22 protein-coding genes and 1 tRNA gene are annotated in these 25,693 nt (G+C 75.7%); 21 read left to right on the forward strand and 2 right to left on the reverse strand.

The features are described from left to right. Positions 1 to 12 precede the first annotated feature (12 nt). On the forward strand, positions 13 to 1,605 hold the full coding sequence (locus ACF1ED_RS24245; protein WP_391763743.1) for a choice-of-anchor A family protein: 1,593 nt from the start codon (positions 13 to 15) through the stop codon (positions 1,603 to 1,605). On the opposite strand, the gene ACF1ED_RS24250 is transcribed toward ACF1ED_RS24245, so the two are convergent. Then, entirely contained in the window at positions 1,568 to 2,677 is a 1,110-nt protein-coding gene (locus tag ACF1ED_RS24250) for a Gfo/Idh/MocA family oxidoreductase (RefSeq protein WP_391763745.1), read from the reverse strand. The two genes, ACF1ED_RS24245 and ACF1ED_RS24250, sit on opposite strands and share 38 nt — an antisense overlap. 65 nt (positions 2,678 to 2,742) lie before the next feature. On the opposite strand from ACF1ED_RS24250, the gene ACF1ED_RS24255 reads away from it, so the two are divergent. From ACF1ED_RS24255 to ACF1ED_RS24320, 14 genes are all read left to right on the forward strand, one after another. Continuing rightward, entirely contained in the window at positions 2,743 to 4,074 is a 1,332-nt protein-coding gene (locus ACF1ED_RS24255) for an ROK family protein (RefSeq protein ID WP_391764048.1), read from the forward strand. Between the two features lie 129 nt (positions 4,075 to 4,203). Next, positions 4,204 to 5,127, forward strand: coding sequence for a hypothetical protein (locus ACF1ED_RS24260; RefSeq protein ID WP_391763747.1), 924 nt, complete (start codon positions 4,204 to 4,206; stop codon positions 5,125 to 5,127). Between the two features lie 179 nt (positions 5,128 to 5,306). Then, a complete protein-coding gene (locus tag ACF1ED_RS24265) occupies positions 5,307 to 6,074 on the forward strand; it encodes a GntR family transcriptional regulator (RefSeq protein WP_391763749.1) in 768 nt (255 codons plus the stop codon). A 136-nt stretch (positions 6,075 to 6,210) separates the two neighbouring features. After that, positions 6,211 to 7,332 carry a TIGR03364 family FAD-dependent oxidoreductase gene (locus ACF1ED_RS24270; protein ID WP_391763751.1) on the forward strand — a complete coding sequence of 374 codons (1,122 nt, stop codon included), beginning with the start codon at positions 6,211 to 6,213 and terminating at the stop codon, positions 7,330 to 7,332. A 5-nt stretch (positions 7,333 to 7,337) separates the two neighbouring features. Continuing rightward, positions 7,338 to 8,027: a phosphonatase-like hydrolase gene (locus tag ACF1ED_RS24275; RefSeq protein ID WP_391764050.1), complete on the forward strand. Its 690-nt coding sequence runs from the start codon at positions 7,338 to 7,340 to the stop codon at positions 8,025 to 8,027. Beyond that, complete coding sequence (locus ACF1ED_RS24280) at positions 8,024 to 9,076, forward strand: ABC transporter ATP-binding protein (RefSeq protein ID WP_391763753.1); 1,053 nt, start codon at positions 8,024 to 8,026, stop codon at positions 9,074 to 9,076. Before ACF1ED_RS24275 ends, ACF1ED_RS24280 begins: the two co-directional genes overlap by 4 nt. Further along, positions 9,069 to 9,929 (forward strand): 2-aminoethylphosphonate ABC transporter permease subunit, encoded by an 861-nt coding sequence (locus ACF1ED_RS24285; RefSeq protein ID WP_391763755.1) that lies wholly within the window; start codon positions 9,069 to 9,071, stop codon positions 9,927 to 9,929. The genes ACF1ED_RS24280 and ACF1ED_RS24285 overlap by 8 nt, the downstream gene beginning before the upstream one ends. Then, positions 9,916 to 10,713, forward strand: coding sequence for an ABC transporter permease (locus tag ACF1ED_RS24290; protein WP_391763757.1), 798 nt, complete (start codon positions 9,916 to 9,918; stop codon positions 10,711 to 10,713). The genes ACF1ED_RS24285 and ACF1ED_RS24290 overlap by 14 nt, the downstream gene beginning before the upstream one ends. Before the next feature lie 27 nt (positions 10,714 to 10,740). Continuing rightward, entirely contained in the window at positions 10,741 to 11,799 is a 1,059-nt protein-coding gene (locus ACF1ED_RS24295) for a 2-aminoethylphosphonate ABC transporter substrate-binding protein (protein WP_391763759.1), read from the forward strand. A 133-nt stretch (positions 11,800 to 11,932) separates the two neighbouring features. Further along, positions 11,933 to 13,471 carry an alkaline phosphatase family protein gene (locus tag ACF1ED_RS24300; RefSeq protein ID WP_391763761.1) on the forward strand — a complete coding sequence of 513 codons (1,539 nt, stop codon included), beginning with the start codon at positions 11,933 to 11,935 and terminating at the stop codon, positions 13,469 to 13,471. Between the two features lie 80 nt (positions 13,472 to 13,551). Next, positions 13,552 to 14,331, forward strand: a complete 780-nt coding sequence (locus tag ACF1ED_RS24305) for an HAD-IIA family hydrolase (RefSeq protein ID WP_391763763.1) — start codon at positions 13,552 to 13,554, stop codon at positions 14,329 to 14,331. A gap of 74 nt (positions 14,332 to 14,405) precedes the next feature. Then, positions 14,406 to 14,975, forward strand: coding sequence for a hypothetical protein (locus ACF1ED_RS24310; protein ID WP_391763765.1), 570 nt, complete (start codon positions 14,406 to 14,408; stop codon positions 14,973 to 14,975). Positions 14,976 to 14,977: 2 nt separating this feature from the next. After that, positions 14,978 to 15,625 carry a class F sortase gene (locus ACF1ED_RS24315; RefSeq protein ID WP_391763767.1) on the forward strand — a complete coding sequence of 216 codons (648 nt, stop codon included), beginning with the start codon at positions 14,978 to 14,980 and terminating at the stop codon, positions 15,623 to 15,625. 251 nt (positions 15,626 to 15,876) lie between these two features. Beyond that, positions 15,877 to 16,899, forward strand: a complete 1,023-nt coding sequence (locus ACF1ED_RS24320) for a glycoside hydrolase family 6 protein (protein WP_391763769.1) — start codon at positions 15,877 to 15,879, stop codon at positions 16,897 to 16,899. Positions 16,900 to 16,954: 55 nt separating this feature from the next. Here ACF1ED_RS24320 and ACF1ED_RS24325 read toward each other — a convergent pair. Continuing rightward, positions 16,955 to 17,028, reverse strand: a tRNA-Lys gene (locus tag ACF1ED_RS24325). 183 nt (positions 17,029 to 17,211) lie between these two features. Here ACF1ED_RS24325 and ACF1ED_RS24330 point away from each other — a divergent pair. The 6 genes from ACF1ED_RS24330 (at position 17,212) to ACF1ED_RS24355 (ending at position 25,668) form a co-directional block, all read left to right on the forward strand. Beyond that, on the forward strand, positions 17,212 to 18,570 hold the full coding sequence (locus ACF1ED_RS24330; RefSeq protein WP_391763771.1) for a peptidoglycan-binding protein: 1,359 nt from the start codon (positions 17,212 to 17,214) through the stop codon (positions 18,568 to 18,570). A gap of 560 nt (positions 18,571 to 19,130) precedes the next feature. Further along, the gene (locus ACF1ED_RS24335; protein ID WP_391763773.1) at positions 19,131 to 21,191 is read left to right on the forward strand and encodes an SPFH domain-containing protein; all 2,061 of its coding nucleotides are present in this window, start codon (positions 19,131 to 19,133) and stop codon (positions 21,189 to 21,191) included. A gap of 207 nt (positions 21,192 to 21,398) precedes the next feature. Further along, positions 21,399 to 21,989: a lytic polysaccharide monooxygenase gene (locus tag ACF1ED_RS24340; protein WP_391763775.1), complete on the forward strand. Its 591-nt coding sequence runs from the start codon at positions 21,399 to 21,401 to the stop codon at positions 21,987 to 21,989. Between the two features lie 26 nt (positions 21,990 to 22,015). Further along, positions 22,016 to 23,695: an AMP-binding protein gene (locus ACF1ED_RS24345; RefSeq protein ID WP_391763777.1), complete on the forward strand. Its 1,680-nt coding sequence runs from the start codon at positions 22,016 to 22,018 to the stop codon at positions 23,693 to 23,695. An 84-nt stretch (positions 23,696 to 23,779) separates the two neighbouring features. Then, positions 23,780 to 25,075 carry a sensor domain-containing protein gene (locus ACF1ED_RS24350; RefSeq protein ID WP_391763779.1) on the forward strand — a complete coding sequence of 432 codons (1,296 nt, stop codon included), beginning with the start codon at positions 23,780 to 23,782 and terminating at the stop codon, positions 25,073 to 25,075. Further along, a complete protein-coding gene (locus ACF1ED_RS24355; RefSeq protein ID WP_391763781.1) occupies positions 25,015 to 25,668 on the forward strand; it encodes a response regulator in 654 nt (217 codons plus the stop codon). Before ACF1ED_RS24350 ends, ACF1ED_RS24355 begins: the two co-directional genes overlap by 61 nt. The last annotated feature ends 25 nt before the right edge of the window (positions 25,669 to 25,693 follow it).

Raw genomic sequence — 25,693 nt, forward strand, 5'->3', positions numbered from 1 at the left:
ATATTGCGACATATGGAACCTGTGAAGTCCGCACGAGTCACCGACCGCAGAGCGCGTCTCGCCCTCTCCGCCGCGACGGCCGTCCTCGCCGCCGGCGCCCTCGTCGGCGGTCTCGCCGTCACCGGCGCCGCCGACCCGCTGCCCGGCGGGCTCGGCCCCTGCAAGCCGGGCAAGTGCCCGCCGGCGTACCCCGACATCAACAACGGGACCGTCGTGTGGCGCGACAACGCCGTCAACGTCTTCGTCGGCGGCGACTTCCTGGTCCGCGAGGCCGCCGCCGAGGCCGAGGGGAAGGTCGTCGTCCTCGGCGGCTTCGACCAGGCCAAGCGCGCGGGCGTCTCACAGGTCTACAACGTCGGCGTCGCGGGGGTCGGTTCGCGCGTGGTGCCGGACAACGGCAGCGCCTTCCTCAGCGTAGGGAAGGACATCACCGTCGCCCCCGGGCAGCGCCTCCTCACCGAGGAGGGCGCCGTCACCGGCAAGACGCTGTACGCGGGCGCCGTCACCGGCACCGTGAGCCCGGCGCCCGTCAAGGACGCCGCCGCGGTCGCCCCGTACACCGCGCTGCGCGACGAACTGACCGCCGCCAGCCGCTGTTACGCGTACCCGACGGCCGGCGCGTCCACTCCCCGCACCCCCACCGGAACGGCCGTCAACAAGGGCTCCGAGACGGTCTTCACCGGCGACGGCGCCTCCGCGCTCCAGGTCTTCAACGTCGACTTCGACCTGGAGTCGCCGTCCGGCGGGCAGCAGGGCATCTCCTTCGCGGGCATCCCCGCGAACGCGACCGTCCTCGTCAACCTCCTCGGCGGCGAACGGACCGTCGACACCTACATCGCGGGCCTGCCGGGGCTCCGCGACCGGCTGCTGTGGAACTTCCCCGACGCGACCCGGGTGAAGTTCGAGGGCACCGCGCAGTTCGCGGGCAGCGTCCTCATCGGCAACCAGGCCAGCACCGCCACCATCACGATGCCGGGCATGAACGGCCGCTTCTTCACCACCGGCGACCTGACCCACGCGTCCGAGCCGGGCGGTGGAGGCGGCCAGGAGATCCACAACTACCCCTTCGACGGCGACCTGCCGTCCTGCGACGAGGATCCGACGCCCACCACCCCGACGCCGACGCCCACCACGCCGACGCCGACCGAGACCACCCCGACGCCGACGGAGCCGACCCCGACCGACACCACCCCCACCCCCACGGAGCCGACGCCGACCGACACCACCCCGACCCCCACCGAGCCCACCCCGACCGGCACCACCCCCACGCCGACGGAGCCGACCCCGACGGATCCCACGCCGACCGAGCCCACCCCCAGCCCGACCGACTCCGCCGACGGGGGAGCGACGGACGGGGGAGCGACGGACGGGGGCATGACCGACGGTGGCGGTTCCGACGGCGGCGGTTCCGACGGTGGTTACGGTGACGACTCCGGTGGGAGCACCGGCGGCCACCCCGGCCCCGACGGCGGCGGCCGGCTGCCCGAGACCGGCGCCGGCACCGGGAAGGCCGTCATGGGCGCGACGGCGGCCGGCCTCGCGCTCGGCGGCGGTCTCCTCGTCGCCGTCAGCCGCCGGCGCCGTCGGCGGGAGGGGACAGCCTGACCGTGACGCCCTCGCGGGCCGACCGCCGGGCCGCCTCCAGGACGTCCAGGGCGGCGGCCGCCTCCAGCGCGGTGACCGGGTTCGGCCCGGTGCCGCGCAGGGCGGCGGCGACGGCCGCGTAGTACGCCGGGTAGTCCCCCGGCACCGACTCGACCGGCGTCCCGCCGCCGGTCAGCGGGGACTCGCCGGAGCCGATCCGGCCCCACAGCGGCTCGGGCTCCACGCCCCACGCCGTGCCGGGGCCGGGCCGCAGCCCCTCGCGCAGCGCCGCCTCCTGCGGGTCGAGGCCGTACGTCACGAAGCCGGCGCGCTGCCCGAGCACCCGGAAGCGGGGACCGAGCTGGGCGGCGGTGGCGCTCACGTAGAGGTGGGAGCGGACGCCGTTCGCGTGCGTGATCGCGATGAAGGTGTCGTCGTCGGCCCCCGCGCCGGGGCGGCGCACGTCCGACTCGGCGTAGACGGAGACGGCCGGGCCGAAGAGGACGAGGGCCTGGTCGACGACGTGGCTGCCCAGGTCGTACAGCAGGCCGCCGATCTCCTCCGGGGCGCCGGACTCGCGCCAGCCGCCCTTCAGCTGAGGCCGCCACCGCTCGAAGCGGGACTCGAAGCGCTGGATCCCGCCCAGCTCGCCCTCGTCCAGGAGGCGGCGGAGGGTGAGGAAGTCGCTGTCCCAGCGCCTGTTCTGGAAGACGGAGAGCAGCAGGCCGCGCTCCTCGGCGAGCGCCGCGAGGCCGCGCGCCTCCGCGGCGGTGGCGGCGAGCGGCTTGTCGACGACGACCGGCAGTCCGGCCTTCAGGGCGGCCTCGGCGATCGGGACGTGGGTCTTGTTCGGGGAGGCGACGACGACGAGGTCCAGCTCCGGGGCGCCGTCCGCCCAGAGGTCCTCGGGCCGGGCGAGCACCCGGACGCCGGGGTGGGCGGCCCGCGCCTCGGCGGCGCGCTCGGGGTTGCCGGTGGTGACCGCGGCGAGCGTCAGGCCGGGGGTGGCGGAGACCAGGGGGGCGTGGAAGACGGAGCCCGCGAGGCCGTAGCCGACGAGGCCCACGCGGAGGGGGAGGGGGGTGGTGGTCATGCACGCCACTTAAGCAACGCTGTTGCCGAAGTGCAAGCAGGGGAGAGAATGGGCCGGTGACGGTGATGAGGAGAGACCCCGGCGGCGCGAACCTGTCGGCACTGCGCGGCCACAACGCGGCGCTCGTGCTCGACCTGCTGCGCACGGCGGGGGAGGAGGGCATCAGCCGGCTCGAACTCGCCGAGCGCACCGGCCTCACCCCGCAGGCCGTCAGCAAGATCACCGCCCGGCTGCGCGCCGAGGGCCTGGCCGCGGAGGCCGGCCGCCGCGCCTCGACCGGCGGCAAGCCCCGTACGGTCCTCCGGCTGGTCCCCACCGCCGCGTACGCCGTCGGCGTCCACCTCGACCGCGACGAACTCACCCTCGCCCTCACGGACCTCACCGGCGCCCCGCTCGCCGTCCGCCGCCGCCCCCTGGCCCTGGCCGACGGACCGGACCCGGTCCTGGCGGCGGTGACGGACGGCGTACGCGCGCTGCTGGCCGGGGCGCGCACGCCCGCGCCGGACGGGAGGCCGCGCCCCGGGGCGCACGGCGCACCTGAGGGCGGCGTCGCCGGGCCCCCCGCCCCCGGCTCCGGCTCCGTTCCCGCCCCCGGCTCCGCCCCCGGCTCCGCCCCCGGCTCCGCCCCCGGCTCCGTCCCCGCCCCCGTGCTGGGCGTCGGGGTGGCCATGCCCGGCCCCCTGGACCACCGGCTCGGGGTGCCGGGGCGGGTGACGGGGGCGCCGGTGTGGGAGGGGTTCGCGGTACGGGAGGTGCTGGAGGGGCGGCTCGGGCTGCCCGTCGTGCTCGACAAGGACACCAACGCCGCCGCCCTCGGGCTCGCCGTCCGGCCCGGCGCGCCCCGCTCCTTCGCCTACGTCCACCTCGGTACGGGGCTCGGCGCCGGTCTGGTCGTCGGCGGCGCCCCGCTGCGGGGCGAGCGGACCGGGGCGGGCGAGCTCGGCCACCAGACGGTCCAGCTCGACGGGCCCCGGTGCGGCTGCGGGGCGCGCGGCTGTCTGGAGGTGCTGTGCCTGGCGGCGGTGGCGCGCGGGGAGCTGCCCGGGGCCGCGCGGATCCTCGGCACCGGCGCGGCCAATCTGGTCCGGCTCCTCGACATCGACCGCGTCCTGCTCGGCGGCCGGGTGGTGCTGGGGGCGCCCGAGGTCTTCGCGGACGGCGTCTCCGCGGTCCTGGCGGACCTCCGGCTGCCGACCCCCGTGGAGGTCACGGCCGTCCCGGACGCCGTGGTCCTCGGGGCCGCCCAGCTGGCCCTGGCCCCGTTCTTCGGCCTGGCTCCGCCGCCGGGTGCGGCGCCGGGTCCTGCGCCGGATTCGCCGACGGGGTCGCCGCCGGATTCGGCGCCGGGCTCGTCAGCGGGTTCGTCGGCGGACCGGTCGGAAGAGCTGATCACCTGACCATAGGCCGATCGGGCGGATCCGGCGGGCCGGTCGCGGCCCGGCCGGTGTCGCCGGGCGTTCCGGGGCGGGCGGTGTGGCAGCGTCGCGGGCGAGCCGTACGTCCGCGAGCAGCAAAGGCATCCGCCCATGGCACCCGCCCCCCGGACCCCGCGCGGCGCCCGCGCCCTCGCCGCCGCGGCCGTCACCCTGGCCGGCACCCTGTTCTCCACGCCCGCCCCGGCGGCCTCCGCGGCCCCGGCAGCCCCGGCGGCCCCCGCGGACTCCGCCGCACCGGCCCCCGCGCCCGCCTGCGGCCGGGTCTCCGACGCCGGGTTCCCGCTCGACACGCGGATCCACGACGGTCCGGCCGACTACCCCGCCGGAGGGGCGTTCAAGTCCTGGGAGCTGGAGCTGCGGAACACCACCGGCAGCGCCTGCACGGGGGTGCATCCGGTGCTGGTCCTGGCGGACGAGGGCCGGGTGCTGCGGCCCGAGCAGATCCGGCTCGAGTTCTACGACGCGGGCGGCGAGCGCTGGCGGCGGGTCGCGTTCGAGGCGACCGAGGAGGCGGAGAGCGTCGGCGCGTTCACCGGCTTCGACGGCTTCGCCGTGCCCGCCCGCCGGACCGTCACCGTCCCCGTCCGGCTGGCCTTCCGGGCGGACGCCGTGCCCGAGGAGGTCGTGGTCAACGCCGCGCTCGTCCAGCGCCGGGGCGCCGACGGCGACTGGGTCGGCCGTTCCGACGACTACCGCCTCACGATCGGTCCGCCCGAGCCCGACCCTCCCGCGGCGCGGGCCACCCCGTCCGTCCCGCCCGTCCCCGCGGACCCGACGGCCCCCGCGCCCACCCCCGTACCCACCGCCGCGCCCGCCCCCGTACCCACCGCAGGGCCCGACGGACCGGCCCCTCCCCAGCCGCCGCCCGCCGACCGGTTCCCCGGCGACCCGGCCCGCCCCGAACTCGCCCGCACGGGACGGGAGGAGGCCGCCCCCCTGGCCCCCTGGGCGGCGGCCCTCGCCCTCGCCGGCGCCCTCCTCACCCGCACCGCCCGCCGCCTGCGCCGCCCCTGACCCCGCCCCCGGACCACCCCCGACTCCACCCCCGACTCCCCCCACGGACCGCCCCTGACCCCCGCCCCCCACGCACCGCCCCCGACCCCACCTCCCCCCCACAGACCGCCCCCCGCCCCGAACCCGCGGGTCACCCCGCGTACACCCTCCCGTTCACCCCCGTCTGCGACGATCGCCGGATGAACCACCACCACGCCCCGAGCGCCCCCGGCGCCCCCGTCCGCTCCGGTGTCCCGGAGCACGGCCGGGTGCCCAAGTACTACGCCGTGAAGGCGCGACTCGCCGTGCTCGTCGACGAGTTGGGCGAGGGCGGCGCGCTGCCCACCGAGCGGGACCTCGCCGTCCGCTACGAGGTGTCGCGGGAGACCGTCCGGCAGGCCCTGCGCGAGCTGCTCCTGGAGGGCAGGCTGCGCCGGCGGGGGCGGGGCACGGTGGTCGCCGGGCCCAAGCTGGAGCAGCCGCTCTCGCTCGCCAGCTACACCGAGGGCGTCCGCCGCCAGGGCCGCCGCCCGGGCCGCAGCATCGTCTCCCTCGACCGGTTCCCCTGCCCCGAGGCGCTCGCCCCCGAGGTCGGCGTGGAGCCCGGCGCGCCCGTCTGGCACATGGAGCGGGTGCTGCTCGCCGACGACGAGCGGGTCGGCCTGGAGAGCACGTACGTCTCCGAGGCCCGCGTCCCGGGCCTCGACTCCGACTTCGACCCCGACTCGTCCTTCTACGGCTACCTCCGGGACCGGCTCGGCATCTCCTTCGGCGACGCCGACGAGCGGATCGAGACCGTGCTGGCCACCCCGCGCGAGGCCCTGCTCATCGGCACTCCGCCCGCCCTGCCGATGCTGCTGCTGCACCGCCTCTCCCGCGACGAGGACGGGCGGCCCCTGGAGCGGGTCCGCACCCTCTACCGGGGCGACCGCTTCAGCTTCACCACCCACCTCGGCCGCCAGGACTGAGCGGACGGGGCCCGCTGTCGACCGGTCATCGACATCACGGGAAGGTAACGGGTCTAGTCCAAGCTTGTCGGGCCGTTCACCGTCCCGTCGCCCGCCCGACCGTCCCGGGCCACCCGCCGCCCCGACCGTGGACGGCATGAAGGTGATCGTCGTAGGAGCCGGCGTGGTGGGCACCATGCACGCCTGGCAGGCAGTGGAACGCGGCCACGAGGTCGTACACATCGAGCGCGAGGCCGAGGCGCGCGGAGCCTCCCTGAGGAACTTCGGCCAGATCTGGGTCAGCGGCAGGGCGGGCGGCGAGGAGCTCGACACCGCCCTGCGCGCCCGCGAACTCTGGGAGGGGATCGGCGCCCGCGTCCCCGGCCTCGGCTTCCGGGCCATCGGCTCCCTCACCCCCGTCCGGGGCGAGCTGGAACGGGCCGTCGCCGAGGCCGCCGTCGCCCGCCCGGACGCCCCCGCGCGCGGCTACGAGCTGCTCACCCCCGAGGAGGCGCGGGCGGTCAACCCGGCCCTGCGCGGCGACTTCGACGCCGCCCTCTGGTGCGAGCGGGACGCCGCCGTCGAGCCGCGCACCGCCCAGCTCGCCCTCCGCGAGGCCCTCCTCGCCTCCGGCCGCTACGCCTTCCTCCCGAACCGCGAGGTCCGCGAGGTCGTCGGCGAGCACGCGGTCCGCGACGACCACGGCGAGCTGCACAGCGGCGACGCCGTCGTCCTGTGCACCGGCGCCTGGCTCTCCGGCCTGGTCCGCGAGGTCGCCGGCGCGGTACCCGTCCGCCGCGTCCGCCTCCAGATGATGCAGACCGCCCCGCTCGGCGAGCCGCTGACGACCTCCGTCGCCGACGCCGACTCCTTCCGCTACTACCCGGCCTACGCCTCCGGGGCGCTCGACGCGCTCAACGCCGGCCAGGAGCAGGACCCCGTCGCCGCCGCCCACAAGATGCAGCTGCTCATGGTGCAGCGCCTCGACGGCGGGCTGACCATCGGCGACACCCACGAGTACGAGCACCCCTTCGCCTTCGACACCGTCGAGGACCCCTACGAGCACCTCGTCCGCGTCGTCGAGTCCCTGCTCGGCCGCCCGCTGCCGGCGATCCGCCGCCGCTGGGCCGGGGTGTACGCGCAGTGCGTGGACACCACCCGGGTCGTGCACCGCCAGCGGGTGCGGGACGGGGTCTGGCTCGTGACCGGACCCGGCGGCCGGGGCATGACCTGCTCGCCCGCCATCGCCGAGCAGACCGCGAACGAACTGGACTGGTGAAGCAGATGACCACCGACGGCAAGCAGCAGAACCTCGTCGTCCTCGACATGGCCGGCACCACCGTCGCCGACGACGGTCTCGTCGAGCGGGCCTTCACGGCCGCCGCCGAGCGCCTCGGCGAGGACCCGGCCACGATGATCGACCACGTCCGCGCCACCATGGGCGAGTCCAAGATCTCCGTCTTCCGTCACCTCCTCGGCGGCGACGAGGCCCGCGCCCGGCAGGCCAACCTCGCCTTCGAGGAGGCCTACGGCGCCCTGGTCTCCGAGGGCCTGATCGCTCCGGTCCCCGGCGCCGCCGAGACCGTCGCCGAACTCCGCGAGCAGGGCCGCACGGTCGTCCTCACCACCGGCTTCGCCCGCGTCACCCAGGACGCGATCCTCGACGCGCTCGGCTGGTGGGACCTCGCCGACCTCACCCTGTGCCCGGCCGACGCCGGCGGCCGCGGCCGCCCGTACCCGGACATGGTCCTCGCCGCCTTCCTCCGCACCGGAGCCGTGGCCGACGTCCGGCGGGCGGTCGTCGCCGGCGACACCTCGTACGACATGCTCAGCGGCGCCCGCGCGGGCGCCGGGATCGTGGCGGGCGTGCTGACCGGCGCCCACGACGGGGCCGCGCTCACGGCGCACGGCGCCACCCACGTCCTCGCCTCCGTCGTGGAACTCCCGGCGGCGATACGGGAGTACGAGTCGTGACCAGCGGCATCCGCTTCGACGGCGTCACCGTCAGGTACGGCGACACCACCGTCCTCGACGCGCTCACCCTCACCGTCGAACCCGGCGAGGTGATGGCCCTCCTCGGGCCCTCCGGCTCCGGCAAGACGACCGCCCTGCGGACCGTCGCCGGCTTCGTGACGCCCTCCGCCGGCCGGGTGCGCATCGGCGACCGCGACGTCACCGACCTTCCGCCGTACAAGCGGGGCATCGGCATGGTCGTCCAGCAGTACGCCCTCTTCCCGCACCTGCGGGTCGACGAGAACGTCGCCTTCGGGCTCAAGGCGCGCAAGCACCCCAGGGCCGAGATCCCCGGCCGGGTCGCCGAGGCCCTGGAGATGACCGGGATGGGCGCCTACGCCAAGCGTCACCCCCGCGAACTCTCCGGCGGACAGCAGCAGCGCGTCGCCATCGCCCGCGCCCTCGCCATCCGCCCCGACGTCCTCCTCCTGGACGAACCGCTCTCCGCGCTCGACGCCCAGCTCCGCTCCGGAATGCTCGCCGAGCTGGCCCGGCTGCACCGCGAACTCCCCGACGTCTCGATCCTGTACGTCACCCACGACCAGGTCGAGGCGCTCACCCTCGCCGACCGGATCGCCGTCATGGACAAGGCGCGGCTCCGGGACTGCGGCACCCCGCGGGAGCTGTACCGGCGGCCCCGCACCGAGTTCACCGCCTCCTTCGTCGGCAACGCCAACCTGCTGCCGGTCCGGGTCGGGACCGACGGCGTCGACCTCGCCGGCACCGCCCTGGAGGTCCCGGTCGGCGACGCGGCCCCCGGCGCCACCGCCACCCTCTGCGTACGCCCCCACCTCATCGGCCTCGGCGAGGGCCCCAACGCCCTGCGCGGCCGGATCGCCGAGGTCCAGTGGCGCGGCGCCACCCACCGGCTGTACGTCGACGTCGACGGGCACCGGGTGAAGGCCGACGTCCGCGAGCTGCGGGACACCCCGCCGCTCGGCTCGGAGGTGGTCCTGCACTTCGCGCCCGAGGACGCCGTGCTGCTGGGTTCGGGGGTCGGCGATGGCTAGCGCCTCCACCACCGCCCCGCCGGTCCTCGGGACGGTCCGCCCGCCCCGGAGCCGTACGGCCCCGAAGTGGCTCTGGGCCCTGCCGCCCGTCGCCGTCCTCGGCCTCGTCTTCCTCTACCCGCTCGGGCTCGTCGTCCGGGAGTCGCTCGCCCCCGGCGCCTACGCCGAGGTGTTCTCCTCCGCGTCCTTCCGGGACGCGCTGGTCACCACCGTGTGGCTCGCGGCCGGCGCCACCGTCGGCTGCCTCGTCCTCGGCTTCGCCCTCGCCCTGGTCGTGGCCTTCGTGCCCTTCCCCGGCGCGAAGGCGGTCTCCCGCTTCATCGACGTCTTCCTCTCCTTCCCGTCCTTCCTCATCACCCTCGCCCTGCTCTTCGTGTACGGCACGGTCGGCATGGCCAACGGGCTGTGGACGGGCGCCACCGGGGCCGCCGAGGGGCCCTTCGCCTTCCTCACCACCCCGTGGGGCGTGCTCCTCGCCGAGATCACGTACTTCACGCCCTTCGTGATGCGGCCGCTGCTCGCCGCCTTCTCCCAGCTGGACACCGCCCAGCTGGAGGTGGCGTCCTCGCTCGGCGCCCGGCCCGCCCGGATCGTGCGGAAGGTGATCCTGCCCGAGGCGCTGCCCGCGCTCGCGGCCGGCGGCAGCCTCGTCCTCGTCATGTGCCTCAACGAGTTCGGGATCGTCCTCTTCACCGGCGCCAAGGGCGTCACCACCCTCCCGATGCTCGTCTACTCCCAGGCCATCCTCGAATCCGACTACGCCGCCGCCTGCGTCGTCGCCGTCGTCAACGTCGCGATCTCCGTGGGCCTCTACGCCGTCTACCGGGTGGTGAGCCGCCGTGCTGGTGCATAGCCGTGGCGGACGGTGGGCCTCCTGGCTCGTCTTCGCGGTCCTCTTCGTGCCGCTCTTCGCCGTCCCCCTCCTCGTCATCGCCGCCGCGTCCCTCTCCACCCACTGGTCCGGCGCCTTCCCCTCCGGGCCGACCGCCGGGCACTACACGGCCGCCGTCCGCGGCGAGTCCCTCCAGGCGCTGACGACCAGCCTCGTCACCGCCGCCGCCGCGAGCCTCCTCGCGCTCACCCTCGGCACCTGGGCCGCGCTCGCCGCCGCCTCCCTGCGCGGCCGGGGCCGCCGGATCCTGGACGCGCTGTTCGTGCTGCCGCTCGCCGTGCCGTCGGTGGTCGTCGGCCTCGCCGTCCTGGTGGCCTTCTCCCGGCCGCCGCTGCTCCTCAACGGCACCCGCTGGATCGTGATCCTGGCCCACACGGTCCTGGTCACGGCCTTCGCCCACCAGTCGGTCTCGGCGGCGATCCGCCGCCTCGACCCGATGTACGAGCAGGCGGCGGCCGGACTCGGCGCCCGCCCCTCGTACGTCCTGCTCCGGGTCAAGCTGCCCCTGCTGCTGCCCTCGCTGAGCGCCGCCGCCGGGCTCTGCTTCGCCCTGTCCATGGGAGAGCTGAGCGCCACGATGATGCTCTACCCGCCGGACTGGACGCCGCTGCCGGTGCTGGTCTTCACCGCCACCGACCGCGGGTCCCTCTTCACCGGATCGGCGCTGGCCGTGGTCCTCATGGCCGCCACCCTGCTGGTCCTGCTCGCCGTCTCCCGCATCCGCACCAAGGCTTCCTACCGCTAAGCCCCCCAGCCAGGAGAGAACGACGTCATGCTTACGCACGCCAAGCCGGTCGCCGCCGTCGCCGGTGCCCTCGCCCTCGCCGCCTCCCTCACCGCCTGCGGCGGCTCCTCCGCCGCCTCCGACGAGAAGGTCGTCACCGTCTACAGCGCCGACGGCCTCAAGGGGGAGAAGGGCGACGGCTGGTACGACAAGGTCTTCGCGGACTTCGAGAAGGAGACCGGCATCAAGGTGAAGTACGTGGAGGGTGGCTCCGGGGAGATGGTCCAGCGGGCCCTGCGCGAGAAGTCCAACACCCAGGCCGACGTGATCGTCACCCTCCCGCCCTTCATCCAGCAGGCCGGCTCCAAGGGCCTCCTGCGGAAGTACACCCCGAAGGGCGCCGACCAGGTCGACGGCGCCGACAAGGCCGCCGACGGCTCCTGGACCTCCGTCGTCAACAACTACTTCGGCTTCATCCACAACAAGAAGGAGCTGCCCGAGGCCCCCGGCACCTGGGAGGCCCTCCTCGACGGCAAGTTCAAGAACAAGCTCCAGTACTCCACCCCCGGCGTCGCCGGCGACGGCACCGCCGTCCTCATCAAGGCCGTGCACGACTTCGGCGGCCGGGCGCCCGCCATGGAGTACCTGAAGAAGCTCCAGGCCAACAACGTCGGCCCGTCCTCCTCCACCTCCAAGCTCGCCCCCAAGGTCGACAAGGGCGAACTCCTCGTCGCCAACGGCGACGTCCAGATGAACTTCGCCCAGGCCAAGTCCATGCCGAACCTCGCCATCTGGTTCCCGGCCAAGGAGGGCGGCAAGCCCACCACCTTCGCGCTGCCCTACGCCGCCGGCCTCGTCGACAGGGCCCCGCACACCGAGAACGGCAAGAAGCTCCTCGACTTCATGCTGAGCGAGGGCGCCCAGCGACAGGTCAGCGCCGTCGGCGGCGGCTTCCCCGCCCGCGAGGACGTCAAGCCCACCGACGCCAACGCCATCGAGCTGGCGAAGCTGATCGAGGGCGTCGAGATCTTCGAGCCGGACTGGGCCGACATCGACGCGAACCTCTCCTCCTACGTCGACGCGTGGAAGTCCGCGACCGGCAGCTGAGAGTTCACCGCACGGCCCTCGATCCCCTCCGCAGATAGCGGAAAGATAACGGGTACGGACCAGCGCCCCTGAGGAATCAGGGGCGTTGGTGTGCGCATCCGCCTCTTTCACCCCTCTCGTGGAGGACTCCGCCATGCCGAACCCCGGCCTCTCCCGCCGCACCGTGCTCGCCGCCGCCGGCGCCGGCACCGCCCTCGCCGCCACCGGCCTCGCGACCGCCCCCGCCGCCCTCGCGGCGACCCCGCCGACGCTCCCGAACGGCACCAGCCCCGACAAGGTCCTCGTCGTCGGCATGGACGGCCTGCGCCACGACCGCATCGACGCCGCGAACGCCCCCGCCCTCAAGTCCCTGATGGCGAACGGCACCTACGGCCGCTCCCTGCTCTACGCCGCCCCGATGGCCGCCACCTCCTCCGGCCCCGGCTGGTCGACGGTCTCCACCGGCGTCTGGCCCGACAAGCACGGCGTCAAGGACAACACCTTCACCGGCAAGAACTACGGCCAGTACCCCGGCTTCCTCGCCCGCCTCCACCAGATCCGGCCCCAGCTCTCCCTCTTCGCCGCCGTCGACTGGCCCGAACTCGACACCCACGGCACCGTCACCGCCGGCGCCGACGCCAAGCTGGTCTACGACAACGACTACGCCGTCAACGACGCGCTGATCACCGACCTCACCGAGCGGGTCCTGCGCGACCAGAACCCCGACGTGCTCTTCGTCTACTTCGGCGAGACCGACGCCGCCGGGCACTCCTACGGCGCCGCCAGCCAGAAGTACCTCGACGCCATCGCCGTCCAGGACGGCTACCTCGGCCGGCTCCTCGCCGCGATCAAGGCCCGCCCCGCGTACGCCTCCGAGCGCTGGACCGTCATCGTCACCACCGACCACGGCCACACCGACGCCGGCGGCCACGGCGGCTCCGCCATCGAGGAGCGCCGCACCTTCGTCCTCGCCCAGGGCCCCGGCATCGCCGCCGGCGCCCGCCCCATCGACACCCGGCTCGTCGACGTCGCCCCCACCGTCTTCCGCCAGCTCGGCATCGTCCCCGACCCGTCCTGGGGCCTCGACGGCAAGCCGGTCCAGGAGCGCACCACCGACCCCTTCGACACCCTCCAGTCCTCCCTCGCCGGCCGCGCCGACGAGACCGGCGTCCCCGCCGGCGTCCTCGGCTTCACCCACACCCCGCCGAGCGGCTGGTCCGTCATCAACGGCGCGATGGGCACCGGCGGCGTGAGCGAGTGGCGCGGCTGGTCCTTCGCCACCGACGAGTTCTGGTCCCGCTCCCAGCGCGACCAGTGGCGCGAGCTGAACGTCCGCGCCCGGGGCGTCTTCGCCGTCGCCGACTCCGACGAGTGGGCCGACAAGACCTTCTCCGGGAGCTACGACTCCACGCTGGTCACCCCCGCGTACGACGTCTCCGGCGCCTCCGCCGTCACCCTCGGCTTCACCACGCTCTACCGTCAGGAGGGCGCCCAGACCGCCCAGATCCTGGCCTCCTTCAACGGCGGCACCCCCACCGTCGTGAAGAGCTACACCGCCGACGTCCTCTCCAGGGCCCAGACGGTCGCCGTCCCCGTGCCGGCCGGCGCCTCCAGCGTGAGTTTCCGCTTCCGCTACACCGGGTCCAACAACTGGTACTGGACGGTCGACGGGGTCACCGTGACGGCTTCCTGACCTAGGCTGGGGGCGTCGCCACAGCGCTGTCGCGTCGCCCCCAGCACACGCACGTCACGTACGGCAGGAGTCCCGCACCCATGGCAGAGCGCAAGCCGATCGAATCCTGGCTCACCGACATGGACGGCGTCCTCATCCACGAGGGCGTCCCGATCCCCGGCGCCGACGCGTTCATCAGGAAGCTGCGGGAGACCGGCAAGCCGTTCCTGGTCCTCACCAACAACTCGATCTACACCGCCCGCGACCTGCACGCCCGGCTGCGCCGCATGGGCCTCGACGTCCCGGTGGAGAACATCTGGACCTCGGCGCTCGCCACCGCCCAGTTCCTCGACGACCAGCGCCCCGGCGGCACCGCGTACGTCATCGGCGAGGCCGGCCTCACCACCGCCCTCCACGACATCGGCTACGTCCTCACCGACCACGAGCCCGACTACGTGGTCCTCGGCGAGACCCGTACGTACTCCTTCGAGGCGATGACCAAGGCCGTCCGCCTCATCAACAACGGCGCCCGCTTCATCTGCACCAACCCCGACGAGACGGGCCCCTCGCTGGAGGGCCCGCTGCCCGCCACCGGCTCCGTCGCCGCCCTCATCACCAAGGCGACCGGCAAGGACCCGTACTTCGCCGGCAAGCCCAACCCGCTGATGATGCGCACCGGGCTCAACGCGATCGGCGCCCACTCCGAGTCCAGCGCGATGATCGGCGACCGGATGGACACCGACATCCTGGCCGGCCTGGAGGCGGGCATGCAGACCTTCCTCGTCCTCACCGGTCTCACCACCGAGGCCGAGATCGACCGCTTCCCGTTCCGCCCCTCCAAGATCGTCAAGTCGATCGCGGACATCGTCGACCGCATCTGATCCCCTGCCGGACCCGCCCCTGCGGATGCGAGAACCACCGATCCGGGTGACCCTGCCAGTACCAGGAGGTCACAATGCGTTCAGGTCCCCTCGCTCTCCGTGCCGCAGGGGCGGCACTGGCTCTGGTGCTCGTCCCCGGCGCCACCGCCTTCGCCCACGACGGAGTCCAGGCCACCGTCACCCCGTCCACCGCCGCACCCGGAGCCGACGTCGACGTCCGCGCCCAGGGGTGCAAGGGCACCACAGGCGCCGCCAAGTCCCCGGCGTTCGTCGCGGACGCCGAACTCACCGGCCGTGACGGCGGCGACCACGCCGTCTTCGGCGGCGCCACCCTCCGGACGGGCCTGGAGGACGGCACGTACAAGGTCTCCGTCACCTGCGACGGCCACGACCACCCCGACGTCGGCACCCTCACCGTCCGCCGCCACCACGAGCAGCCGACCCACCGCCCGGTCCCGGTCGCCCCGGTCCGCGCGGGCGGCGGCGGCACCGCCGCCTTCGCGGCCCCCGCCGCGCCCGGCGTCGCCCAGACGGCGAGCGGGGACGGCCTCGGCACCCCGTACACCCTGCTCGGCCTCGGCATGGCCGGCGCCGCCGCCGTCGCGGTCGCCTTCCGCAGCTCCCGCCGCCGGCGCACGGAATAGGGATGGCCGCGTCGAGCCGCCCGGTCACCGGCACGGCCTGGGCGGTCCTGCTCCTCGGGCTCTGGCTCTGGGGCCACGACGCGGCCCGGGGGCCCGGCGGCAGCTCGGCCCCCACCCACGGCGACATCGCGGCGGTCGGCCGCCCGCTGGGCGTGGACCTGCCGCCGTCCCGCGCGCCGACACCGGACGCGGCCCCGCCCCGCCGGGTCGAGATCCCCGCCCTCGGCATCGACGCCCCCGTCGTCTCCCGGGGCCTCGACGCCACCGGGGCGGTCGACCCGCCGCCGTACGAGATGCCGCACACCGTCGGCTGGTACGGCCCCGGCGCCGCGCCCGGAGCGGCGGGCCCCGCCCTCCTCGTCGGCCACGTCGACACGGAGACCCGCCCCGCCGTCTTCTACGGCCTCAGCGCCACCCGCCCCGGCGAGACCGTCCGCGTCACCCGGACGGACGGTTCGGTGGCGGTCTTCACCGTCGACGACGTCTCCGTCGTCCCCCGCGACTCCTTCGACCCCCGGAAGGTCTACGGCCCCCACGCCCCCGGCCGCTCCGAGCTCCGCCTGATCACCTGCGGCGGCACCTTCGACCGCGAGACCGGCCTGTACACGGCGAACGTGGTCGTCTCGGCGTACCTGACGGGCTCCGAGTAGGAGCGGCGGCCGGAGCTTCCCGGAAGGACCCGGCCGGGGAGGACCTGGCCCCGGCCGGCGGCCCGCGTCCCACGCGCCGCCGGCCGGGCCGGTCCTCGACCGCGGGCCCACGGGCTGCGGGAGGAGCCCGGCGCCGCCGCGGGAGGCGGGAGTTCCGCACACTGTAGAGGGCCGTGCCTCGCACGGCCCAGAGCGCTGCCGTGTCACGATGGTCACGACTCCGCCACCCCGCACGCGCCCGAGGCTCCCGCATGCCCGCACGCCCGCCCGTGTCCCCCGCCGCCCCCGTCCTGCCGGCCGCCGCCCTGGGCCTCGTCCTCGTCCTCGCCGGCTGCGGCGGCCCGGGGACGCGATCCGGCACGGAACCGGGCGCGCCCGGCCCGTCCGCGACCGCCGCCGCCGTCCCCTACTGGGTGAACCCGGACGGGAAGGCCGCCCGGGCCGTCGCCGCCCACCGCGCGGCGGGGCGGACCGCGGAGGCGGCGCTGCTCGGCCGGATCTCGACCCGCCCGGTCGCCGAGTGGATCGGCCCCGACCGGCCGGAGGCGGAGGCCCGGGCGCTCACCGAGGCGGCGGCGGAGGCCGGGAAGACCGCGCTGCTGGTCCTCTACGCCATCCCGAACCGGGACTGCGGCCTGCACTCGGCCGGCGGCGCGGCGGACGGGACGGCGTACCGCGCCTGGGTGGACGCCGTCGCCCGGGGGATCGGCGGGCGGGCGGCGACGGTGGTCCTGGAGCCGGACGCCGTGATGCACGTGGTCGACGGCTGCACCGCCGAGCAGCACCACGGCGAGCGGTACGCCCTGCTCAAGGCGGCCGTCGAACGTCTGAAGCGGCAGCCGCGGGTCACCGTCCACCTGGACGCGGGGAACGCGGGCTGGGTCGCGCCGGAGAAGCTCGCGCAGCCGCTCCGGCAGGCGGGCCTCGCCGCGGCGGACGGCTTCGCGGTGAACGTCTCGAACTTCCGCACGACCCGGGAGAGCGTGGCGTACGGCCGCGAGCTCTCCGCCCTGGTCGGGGGGAAGCCCTTCGTCGTCGACACCAGCCGCAACGGGAACGGCCCCTACACGGCGGGCGACCCCGCGGAGAACTGGTGCAACCCGCCGGGCCGGGCGCTGGGCGAGCCGCCGACCCTGCGGACGGGCGATCCGCTGGTCCGCGCCTATCTGTGGATCAAGCGGCCCGGCGAGTCGGACGGGGAGTGCCGGGGCGGCCCGAGGGCGGGGGAGTGGTTCGACGCCTACGCCCTGGAACTGGCCCGCGACGCACGGTAGTTGACCTGCGGCAACGAGAAGGCCCCTCGCTTTCGCGAGGGGCCTTCTCCGTCGGTGCGCCGCCAGGGACTCGAACCCCGGACCCGCTGATTAAGAGTCAGCTGCTCTAACCAACTGAGCTAGCGGCGCCTGCTGACAGAGAGAACTCTACCCGACCTGCGGGGGTGCTCCTGACCAACCGCGACCGTCTCCGGCCTGTCGGATGGTCTTATCAGGCCGTTGATCCGTCAAAATGCGATTTGTCCAGACAGTTGAGAAACTGGCGCCCGAAACGAGGCCCAAAAGATCTTGACGAGTGTGGAGGGGAAACGCATGAGCGTGCCGGTCTTCGAAGAATTCGAACCCGCGCCCGACTGTGGCTGCCCGGGCTGCGCCCGGCGGCGCCGCGACCTCGCGCTGGGCCTGCCGGTCCGCGCGGGCGGCCACCCGGCGGCGCACGGCGCCCGCCGGGCCCTGGTCCTGGTGACGGCGGCGGGCGCGGTGCTGGGCGGGGGAGGGGCGAGCGGCATCGCGGCGGCCCTCGCCCCCGCCGCCCCGGCGGACGCGACGGACGCGACGGACGCCGCCCTGGGCTCCGACACCCCGCAGGGCGGCCGCGCCCCGCTGCACGGCCCGCCGGCCGCGCAGGCCGACGGCGGGCCCACCCCCGGCGCCGTCCCGACGACCAGTCAGATCTCGACGGAGACGCTGCGGAGGACGACCCGCACGGAGATCATCAACCGGGCCAAGAGATGGGTCACGGCCCAGGTGCCGTACTCGATGGAGAAGTACTGGTCGGACGGGTACCGCCAGGACTGCTCGGGCTACATCTCCATGGCCTGGAACCTGAGCAGCAACGAGTGGACGGGCAGCCTCGACCGCTTCGCCGTCCGCATCGACCGGACCGAGCTCCAGCCCGGCGACATCCTGCTCTTCCACAACCCGGCCAACCCGACCCGCGGCTCGCACGTGACGATCTTCGGCGGCTGGACGGACTACACCCACACCTCGTACGTCGCCTACGAGCAGACCAAGCCGCGCACGCGGAAGCAGGCCACGCCGATGGCCTACTGGGAGAACTCCTCCCGGTACGTCGCCTACCGCTACAAGGGCCTGGCCGGCGGCAGCACCGGCGCGGGCAGCGGTGCGACGGTGCCCGCGGGCACGGCGTACCCGGGCGGGTCGGAGTTCGGCCCGGGCGCGGACAACGCCCACGTGACGAAGCTCGGCCGGATGCTCGTCGACCGCGGCGGCAAGCGCTTCTACACCACCGGGCCCGGTCCGAAGTGGGGCGAGGCCGACCGGCGGGCGACCCGGGCGTTCCAGCTCGCGCAGGGCTGGAAGGGCAAGGAGGCGGACGGCCTGCCGGGACCGCACACCTGGAAGCTCCTCGTGTCGGGCACGGGCAGGGACATCGGCGGTTCGAGTGGTTCGAGCGGCCCGAGCACAGATGCGAACGGGTTCCCCGGGCGTGGCTCCTTCCGTCCGGGCCAATCCAACGCATATGTGGAGAAGCTGGGCAAACAACTGGTGAAGCGGGGCTTCGGCAAGCACTACCTGTCGGGACCCGGTCCGCGCTGGACGGAGGCGGACCGCCGCAACGTCGAGGCGTTCCAGCGGGCACAGGGCTGGCGCGGCGCAGCGGCCGACGGCTACCCGGGCCCGGAGACCTGGCGGCGATTGTTCCGATGACCCCGAGAGCATGAGGTGGACCCCGAATGACGGCAGTACCCCCGAACGACTCCGGCGCGGCGGCCTCGCGCGACGCCGCCAGATCCGCCCGCCGCCTCACCGACGGCACGCTCCCCCGCAGACCCCCCACCCCGGACGCCCCCCTCCCCCCACCGACACCCCCCACGACCGAACCCCCGACCGACCCGCCCCCGCCCACGGCCGAGACGGTCGCCGCCCCGGCCGGGACCACGCCGGCCGCGACAGCTCCGGCCGCGACCGCTCCGGTTGCCGCCACCCTGGCTGGGGTCGCGCCTGCCGCGACCGCGCCGGGCGCCGCCGCTCCGGCCAGGACCGCACCGGTTGCTGCCGCTCCGGCCAGGACCGTCCCGGGTGGGGTCGCGCCGGTTGCTGCCGCGTCGGCCGGGACCGTCCCGGGTGGGGCCGCCCCGGTCCCCGCCGCCCCGGTCGCCGCCACCCCGGGTGGGGCCGCTCCGGTTGGGACCGCCCCGGTCGCCGCCACCCCGGCCGGGACCGCTCCTGCCACGACCACCCCGGCCGGGACCGTGCCGGTCACGACCGTGCCGGTCACGACCGTGCCGGTCACGACCGCCCCGGCCAGGACCGCGCCGGCCGCCGCGCCGGTCGCCGCCGCCCCGGTCGCCCTCTCGTCGGCCGAGGCGTCGCCTGTCGCGCGGACCGCCGCGCCGGCTCCGCCGCCGGCGTCCGCCGCACGCGAGGCGGCACCGCCCGCCGCCGGGCCCGGTCCGGCGGCGGTGGCGCCCCCGTCGCCGGAGGCACCGGCCGCCCCCTCCCGTCCGTCGCCGGCCGTCGGCGCGTCCACGAGTACGGCCGCGTCCCCGGGTACGGCCGCGCGCCCGACCGCCGCCCCCGCCCCGGCGGCCGTACCCCGGCGGTCCGACACCCGGGCGCCGCAGCCCCCCGCCCCGGTGGGCGCGGCGCCGGCCGCCGGGGGCCCCGCCGCCGAGCGCCCGGCCCGCGTCGGCGCGGGCGCCACGCCCGCCTCGGCACCGGCCTCCCGTCCCGCGGCCCCCGCGCCCGTGGTCACGGCCGGTCCGCTCCGGCCGTTGACGGCCGTCGGCGTGGCGGCCGGGGCCCGGCCGGTCCCGGTGACCGCCGCCGGCCCCGCACCCGCCCCGGCCCGCGCCCAGGCTCCCGCGCCCACCTCGGCTCCCGCGCCCACCTCGGCTCCCGCGCCCGCCCCGGCCGCGACCCCGGCCGTGTCCGACCGCCCGGTGCTGCCCGTCCGTACCCCCGTCGGGTCCGCGTCGGCGGCGCGGGTCGCGGGGGGCGGGCCGGGCGTCGGCAGGCCCGTCACCGGACCGGCGGCCGAGAAGTCCGCCGCGGGGGCGCCCGGCAGCTCCGACCTGCCGGGCGTCCCGCGGATCGGGGTGTTCAAGGAGGAGAGGGACCTGCTCGACTTCGGGCGGATCACGGGCATGCGGGTGGCGTCGGTCGCGACGCCGGTCGCGGCGGTCGGCCGGCTGCCCCGGCGCAAGAACGTCATCGGGACGGAGACGACCGGCTCGATCCCGGTCCACCTGCTGTTCCGGGACGGCGGCGGCGCGGCCGGTCCCGTGGCGGCGGGCGCCGACGACGGCGGTCCCGACACCGTCGCGATGGCCCCGCCGACCGGCCGGAAGGAGCGGGCCGTCATCCCGAGGCCCGCCACCAAGCAGGTCCGCCCGGTCTCCGCGCGGCCCGCGCCGACCGCCGATCCGGGTCTCGTGGAGCGCCCGGCGGCGGTGCTGCCGGGGTGGGTCGGGGTGGCCGGCGGGCTGCTGGCGCTCGCGGGGTGCGCGGCCGTCGTGTGGTGGGCGGGCGCCGTGCCCGCCGGGGCCGCGCGGATGCTGCGGCTGCCGCCGCGTCCGTACCACGGCATCCACCTCGCGCAGTGGGCCCTGCTGGCGTTCGGCGTGCTGGCGCTGCTCTTCGCGGTGGGCGGTCTGGGGCGGGGCAGGGTCGGGTACGCCTGGGTGCTGACCCTGTTCGGCGAGTACCGCGGCACCGTCCGCCGCACCGGCCTGGTCTGGGCGAGCCCGCTGCTGCTGCGCCGCCGGGTGGACGTCCGGCTTCGGCACTGGCGCAGCGAGCCGCTGCCCGCGGTGGACGCGAAGGGGACCGCGCTGGACGTGACGGTGCTCGTGGTGTGGCGGGTCCGGGACACGGTCCGGGCGGCGCTGGGCGTGGACGGCCACGAGGACTACCTGCGCGAGCAGGTGGAGGCGGCGATGGCCCGGGTGCTGTCGCAGCTTCCGGCGGACGCGTTCCACGAGGACGCGCCGACGCTGCGGGACGCGGAGGCGGTCGGCGAGGCGCTGACGCGGATGCTGTCGGCGGAGTGCGCGCCGGTCGGCCTGGACGTGTTCTCGGCGCAGCCGACGAGGATCGAGTACGCCCCCGAGGTCGCGGAGGCGATGCGCCGGCGCCGGATCGCGGCGATCGACGCGAAGCACCGGGACAGCGTCCTGACGTCGGTGGTGGACGCGGTGGACGACGTGGTCCACCGGCTGACCAGTCGTGGTCTGGTCGAGCTGGACGACTACGAGCGCAAGTCGCTGGTCAAGGACCTGACGGTGGCGTTCTACACGGGCCGTGGGGGCCCGGGCGAGGGCGCCTGACCTCTTCGGGGAACCGGCCGCGGGCAGCTGTCCGCGGCCGGTTCCCTTTGTGTTCCGGCCACCTCGCCGTTGGTATGGACATGTTCAACTTCCGTCCCTACCTTGGTACTTGGTCTAGACCTGAAAGCAGAGCAGTTCCCTCCGCACGCGTGCGGCACGACCCATGGGCATCACAGAACTCCCCCACGTTCTCCCTGGAGCGACAGCATGCGCAAAAAGACAGGGCTGGCCGCCGTGGCGCTCGGCGTCACGGCCGCCTCCCTCTTCGCCACCAGCACCGCGAACGGCCACGGCTACACCGACTCCCCGATCAGCCGCCAGAAGCTCTGCGCCAACGGCACGGTGACGAACTGCGGCTCCATCCAGTGGGAGCCGCAGTCGGTCGAGGGGCTCAAGGGCTTCCCGGCCGCCGGACCCGCCGACGGCACCATCTGCGCCGGCGGGAACTCCCGCTTCGCGCAGCTGGACGACCCGCGCGGCGGCGCCTGGCCGACGACGAGGCTCACCGCCGGGCAGAGCCACACCTTCCGCTGGCAGTTCACGGCCCGCCACGCGACCACGGACTTCCGGTACTACATCACCAAGAACGGCTGGAACCCGAACAGCAAGCTCACCCGGGCCCAGCTCGACCCCCAGCCGTTCCTCACCGTCCCGTACAACAACCAGCAGCCGCCGTCGACGCTCTCGCACTCCGGGACCGTCCCGGCGGGCAAGACGGGCCGCCACCTGATCCTGGCGGTGTGGACGGTCGCGGACACCGCGAACGCCTTCTACGCCTGCTCGGACGTTCAGTTCTGACGTAGCGTCAGCTACAGTCCGGGGCCATGACGGCCACGACACGGGCAGGCGCGGACACCGTCGCGGAGCTGATACGGCGCCGCTGGGGCGACCACCGGACCGGGCTGAGGGACGAGCACCACACCCTCAGCCACCACCGGGCCGCCGCGGCCGCCGCCGCCCGGGCCGCCCTGCTCGTGGACCTCATGCCACCCCGGCCGGGGGGCGAGCCGCACCTCGGCCTGCTGCTCGACAACACGCCGGAGTACCCGCTCTGGCTCGGCGCGGCGGCCCTCGCGGGGGCCGCCGTCGCCGGCGTCAACCCCACCCGGCGCGGCGCCGAGCTGGCCCGCGACATCACCCACACCGCCTGCCGGGTCCTCGTCACCCAGCGCGCCCACCTGCCGCTCCTCGACGGCCTGCCGCTGCCCGGCGTCCGCCTCCTGGTCACCGACACCGAGGCGTACGAGGAGCTCCTCGCGCCCTACGCGGACGCCCGCCCCGGCGACGCCGTCCTCGGCCCCGTCGGCCCCGGCACCCGCTACCTCCTCACCTTCACCTCCGGCTCCACCGGCGCCCCCAAGGCGGCGCTCCGCAGCCAGGGCGCGGTCGCCTCCGCCGGCGCCGCCCTGGCCCGGGCCTTCTCCACCGGTCCCGACGACACCCACTACGTCTGCATGCCGATGTTCCACGGCAACGCCGTCATCGCCGACTGGGCCCCGGCCCTCGCCGCCGGGGCGGGGGTCGCGCTGCGGGCCCGCTTCTCCGCCTCCCGCTTCCTCTCCGACGTCCGCCGCTTCGACGCCACCTACTTCACCTACGTCGGCCGGGCCGTCCAGTACCTCCTCGCCACCCCGTCCGGCCCGCACGACCGCGACCACCGGCTCCGGCTCGGCTTCGGCACCGAGGCGGGCGCGGTCGACGCGGTCCGCTTCCGCGAGCGCTTCGGGGTGCCGCTGATCGAGGGGTACGGCTCCTCCGAGGGCGGCGCGTCGGTCCAGCGCACCCCCGACACCCCGCCCGGCGCGATCGGCCGCGCGGCGCACGGCGACGACCTGGCCGTCGTCGACCCCGAAACCCTGCGCGAGTGCCCGCCGGCCCGCTTCTCGCCCGCCGGCCGGCTCCTCAACGCCGACGAGGCCGTCGGCGAACTCGTCAACCGCGGCGGCACCGGCACCTTCGAGGGCTACTGGCGCAACCCCGGCGCCGAGGAGGCCCGCCGCCGCGGCGGCTGGTACTGGACCGGCGACCTCTTCTACCGGGACGGCTCCGGCTTCCTCTACTTCGCCGGCCGCGCCGACGACCGCCTCCGCGTCGACAGCGAGAACCTCGCCGCCGCCATGATCGAGGCGATCCTCGCCCGCTGGGACCGGGCCGCGGGCGTCGCCGTCTACGCCGTCCCCGACCCGGTCGCCGGGGACCAGGTCATGGCCGCCCTGGCCCTCCGCCCCGGCGAGGACTTCGACCCGGCGGCCTTCGCGGCCTTCCTGGCCGCCCAGCCCGACCTCGGCACCAAGATGCCCCCGCGCTTCGTCCGGGTGACCCCCGCCCTCCCGCTCACCGCCACCAACAAGATCCACCGCGTCGCCCTGCGCCGCGCGTCCTTCCTCTGCGACGACCCGGTCTGGTGGCGCCCCGCCCCGAAGGCCCCGTACGAACGCCTCACCGCCCCCGCCCTCGCCGCCCTCCGCGCCGAGTACGCCCGCCACGGCCGCGCGCCGGCCTGAGCCCCGGGGTAGGGCCGGCCCCACCCCCGCACACCCTCCCGCCCCATGGCCCGGGCGCACCGGCGCCGCCTACGGTGGGCGGTCATGGAAGATCGTGACGTCCTGCGGGCGCTCGTCCGGCGGCCCCCGCGGTACCCCTTCGGCGTCTGGCCGTGGCGGAGCGCCGCGTACCTGGTGACCGGGGCCGTCGGCGGCGCCCTCGCCTGCGCGGCCCTGCTGGTGCTGCTGCTCGCCTCCCTGCTCCTCGTCGGGATTCCGCTGCTGCTGCTCGGCGGGGTCGCGCTCGGCGGGGCCGAGCGGCTGCGGCTGCGGCTCGTCGACCGGGTGCCCGCCCCGGACCCGCACCGGCTGCCCGCCGCGCCCGGGCTCGGGGCGTGGGCGCGGACGCGGGCGGGGGAGCGGGCGACGTGGCGGGAGCTCGGGTACGCGCTCCTCTTCGCCACCGTCCTGTGGGTCCTCGACGCGCTCGTGCTCGCCGTCGCCGTCGGCGCGCCGGTCACGCTGCTCGCCGCCCCGCTGCTGCTCGCCGCCGACGGGCACGAGACCAAGCTCCTCAAGACCGTCCTGGCGACCTCGTACCCCGGCGCCCTCGCCGGGGCCGCCGCCGGCGCGCTGGCCCTGGTCGCCCTCTCCTACCCCCTCGGGCTGTACGCGGCCGGCCGGGGCGGGCTCGCCCGGGCCCTGCTCACGGCCGGGGAGCGGGACGGGCTCGGCGAGGTCATCGCCTCCCGGGCGCGGCTCGTGGACGCCTTCGAGGCCGAGCGCCGCCGCATCGAGCGCGACCTGCACGACGGCGCCCAGCACCGGCTGGTCGCGCTCACCATGACCCTGGGGCTCGCGCGGCTGGACGCCCCGCCGGACGGGCCGCTGGCCGAGCGCCTCGGGCAGGCGCAGGAGGAGGCGGGGCGGGTCCTCGCCGAGCTGCGCGAGCTGATCCACGGGATCCATCCGCAGGTCCTCGCCGACTACGGCCTCGGCCCGGCCCTCGCCGACGCCGCCGACCGGACCGCCGTCCCGGTCGGCACCGACCTCGACGGCCTGCCCCGGCTGCCCCCGGCCGTCGAGAGCGCCGCGTACTTCACCGGCCGCGAGGCGCTCGCCAACGTGGACCGGCACAGCGGCGCCTCCCGGGCCCGTCTCGCCGCCCGGCACGACGGCCGGGTCCTCGTCCTCACCGTCGAGGACGACGGGCGCGGCGGCGCCGATCCGGCGCGGGGTTCCGGGCTCACCGGGCTCGCCGACCGGCTCGCCGTCCTCGATGGCACACTGGCGATCACCAGCCCGCCGGGCGGGCCGACGGTCCTACGAGTGGAGATCCCGTGCCGCGTTCGCTCCGCGTCGTCCTCGCCGAGGACGGCGTCCTCCTCCGGGAGGGACTGATCGGGCTGCTGTCCCGTTTCGGCCACGAGGTCGTGGCGGCGGTCGGTGACGCGGAGGCACTGCGCGCGGCGGTCGCCGCCCACGGCCCGGACGTGGTCCTGACCGACGTGCGGATGCCGCCCGGCTTCCAGGACGAGGGGCTGCGGGCCGCCGTCGCCCTGCGCGCCGAGCGTCCCGGCCTGCCGGTCCTGGTCCTCAGCCAGTACGTGCAGCGGGACTACGCGGCCGACCTCCTCGACTCGGGGGACGGCACCGGCGTCGGCTACCTGCTGAAGGACCGGGTCGGGCAGGTGGAGGAGTTCGTGGACGCGCTGGCCCGGGTCGCCGCCGGCGGCACGGTCGTCGACCCGGAGGTCGTACGGCAGCTGCTGCGCCGGCGCCGGGACCCGCTGGCCGCGCTGACCCCGCGCGAGCGGGAGGTCCTGGCGCTGGTCGCGGAGGGGCACTCCAACGGCGAGGTGGCCCGCCGGCTCGTGGTCACCGAGGCGGCCGTCGGCAAGCACATCGGCAACATCCTGACCAAGCTGGACCTGCCGCCGGACGGGGACACCCACCGCCGGGTCCTCGCCGTCCTCGCCTACCTCCAGGCGTGACGGGCCCGGGCATGCGGAAAGCCCC

This window comes from Streptomyces sp. NPDC014656, from assembly GCF_043084305.1.
In the GTDB taxonomy this organism is placed as follows: Bacteria; Actinomycetota; Actinomycetes; order Streptomycetales; family Streptomycetaceae; genus Streptomyces.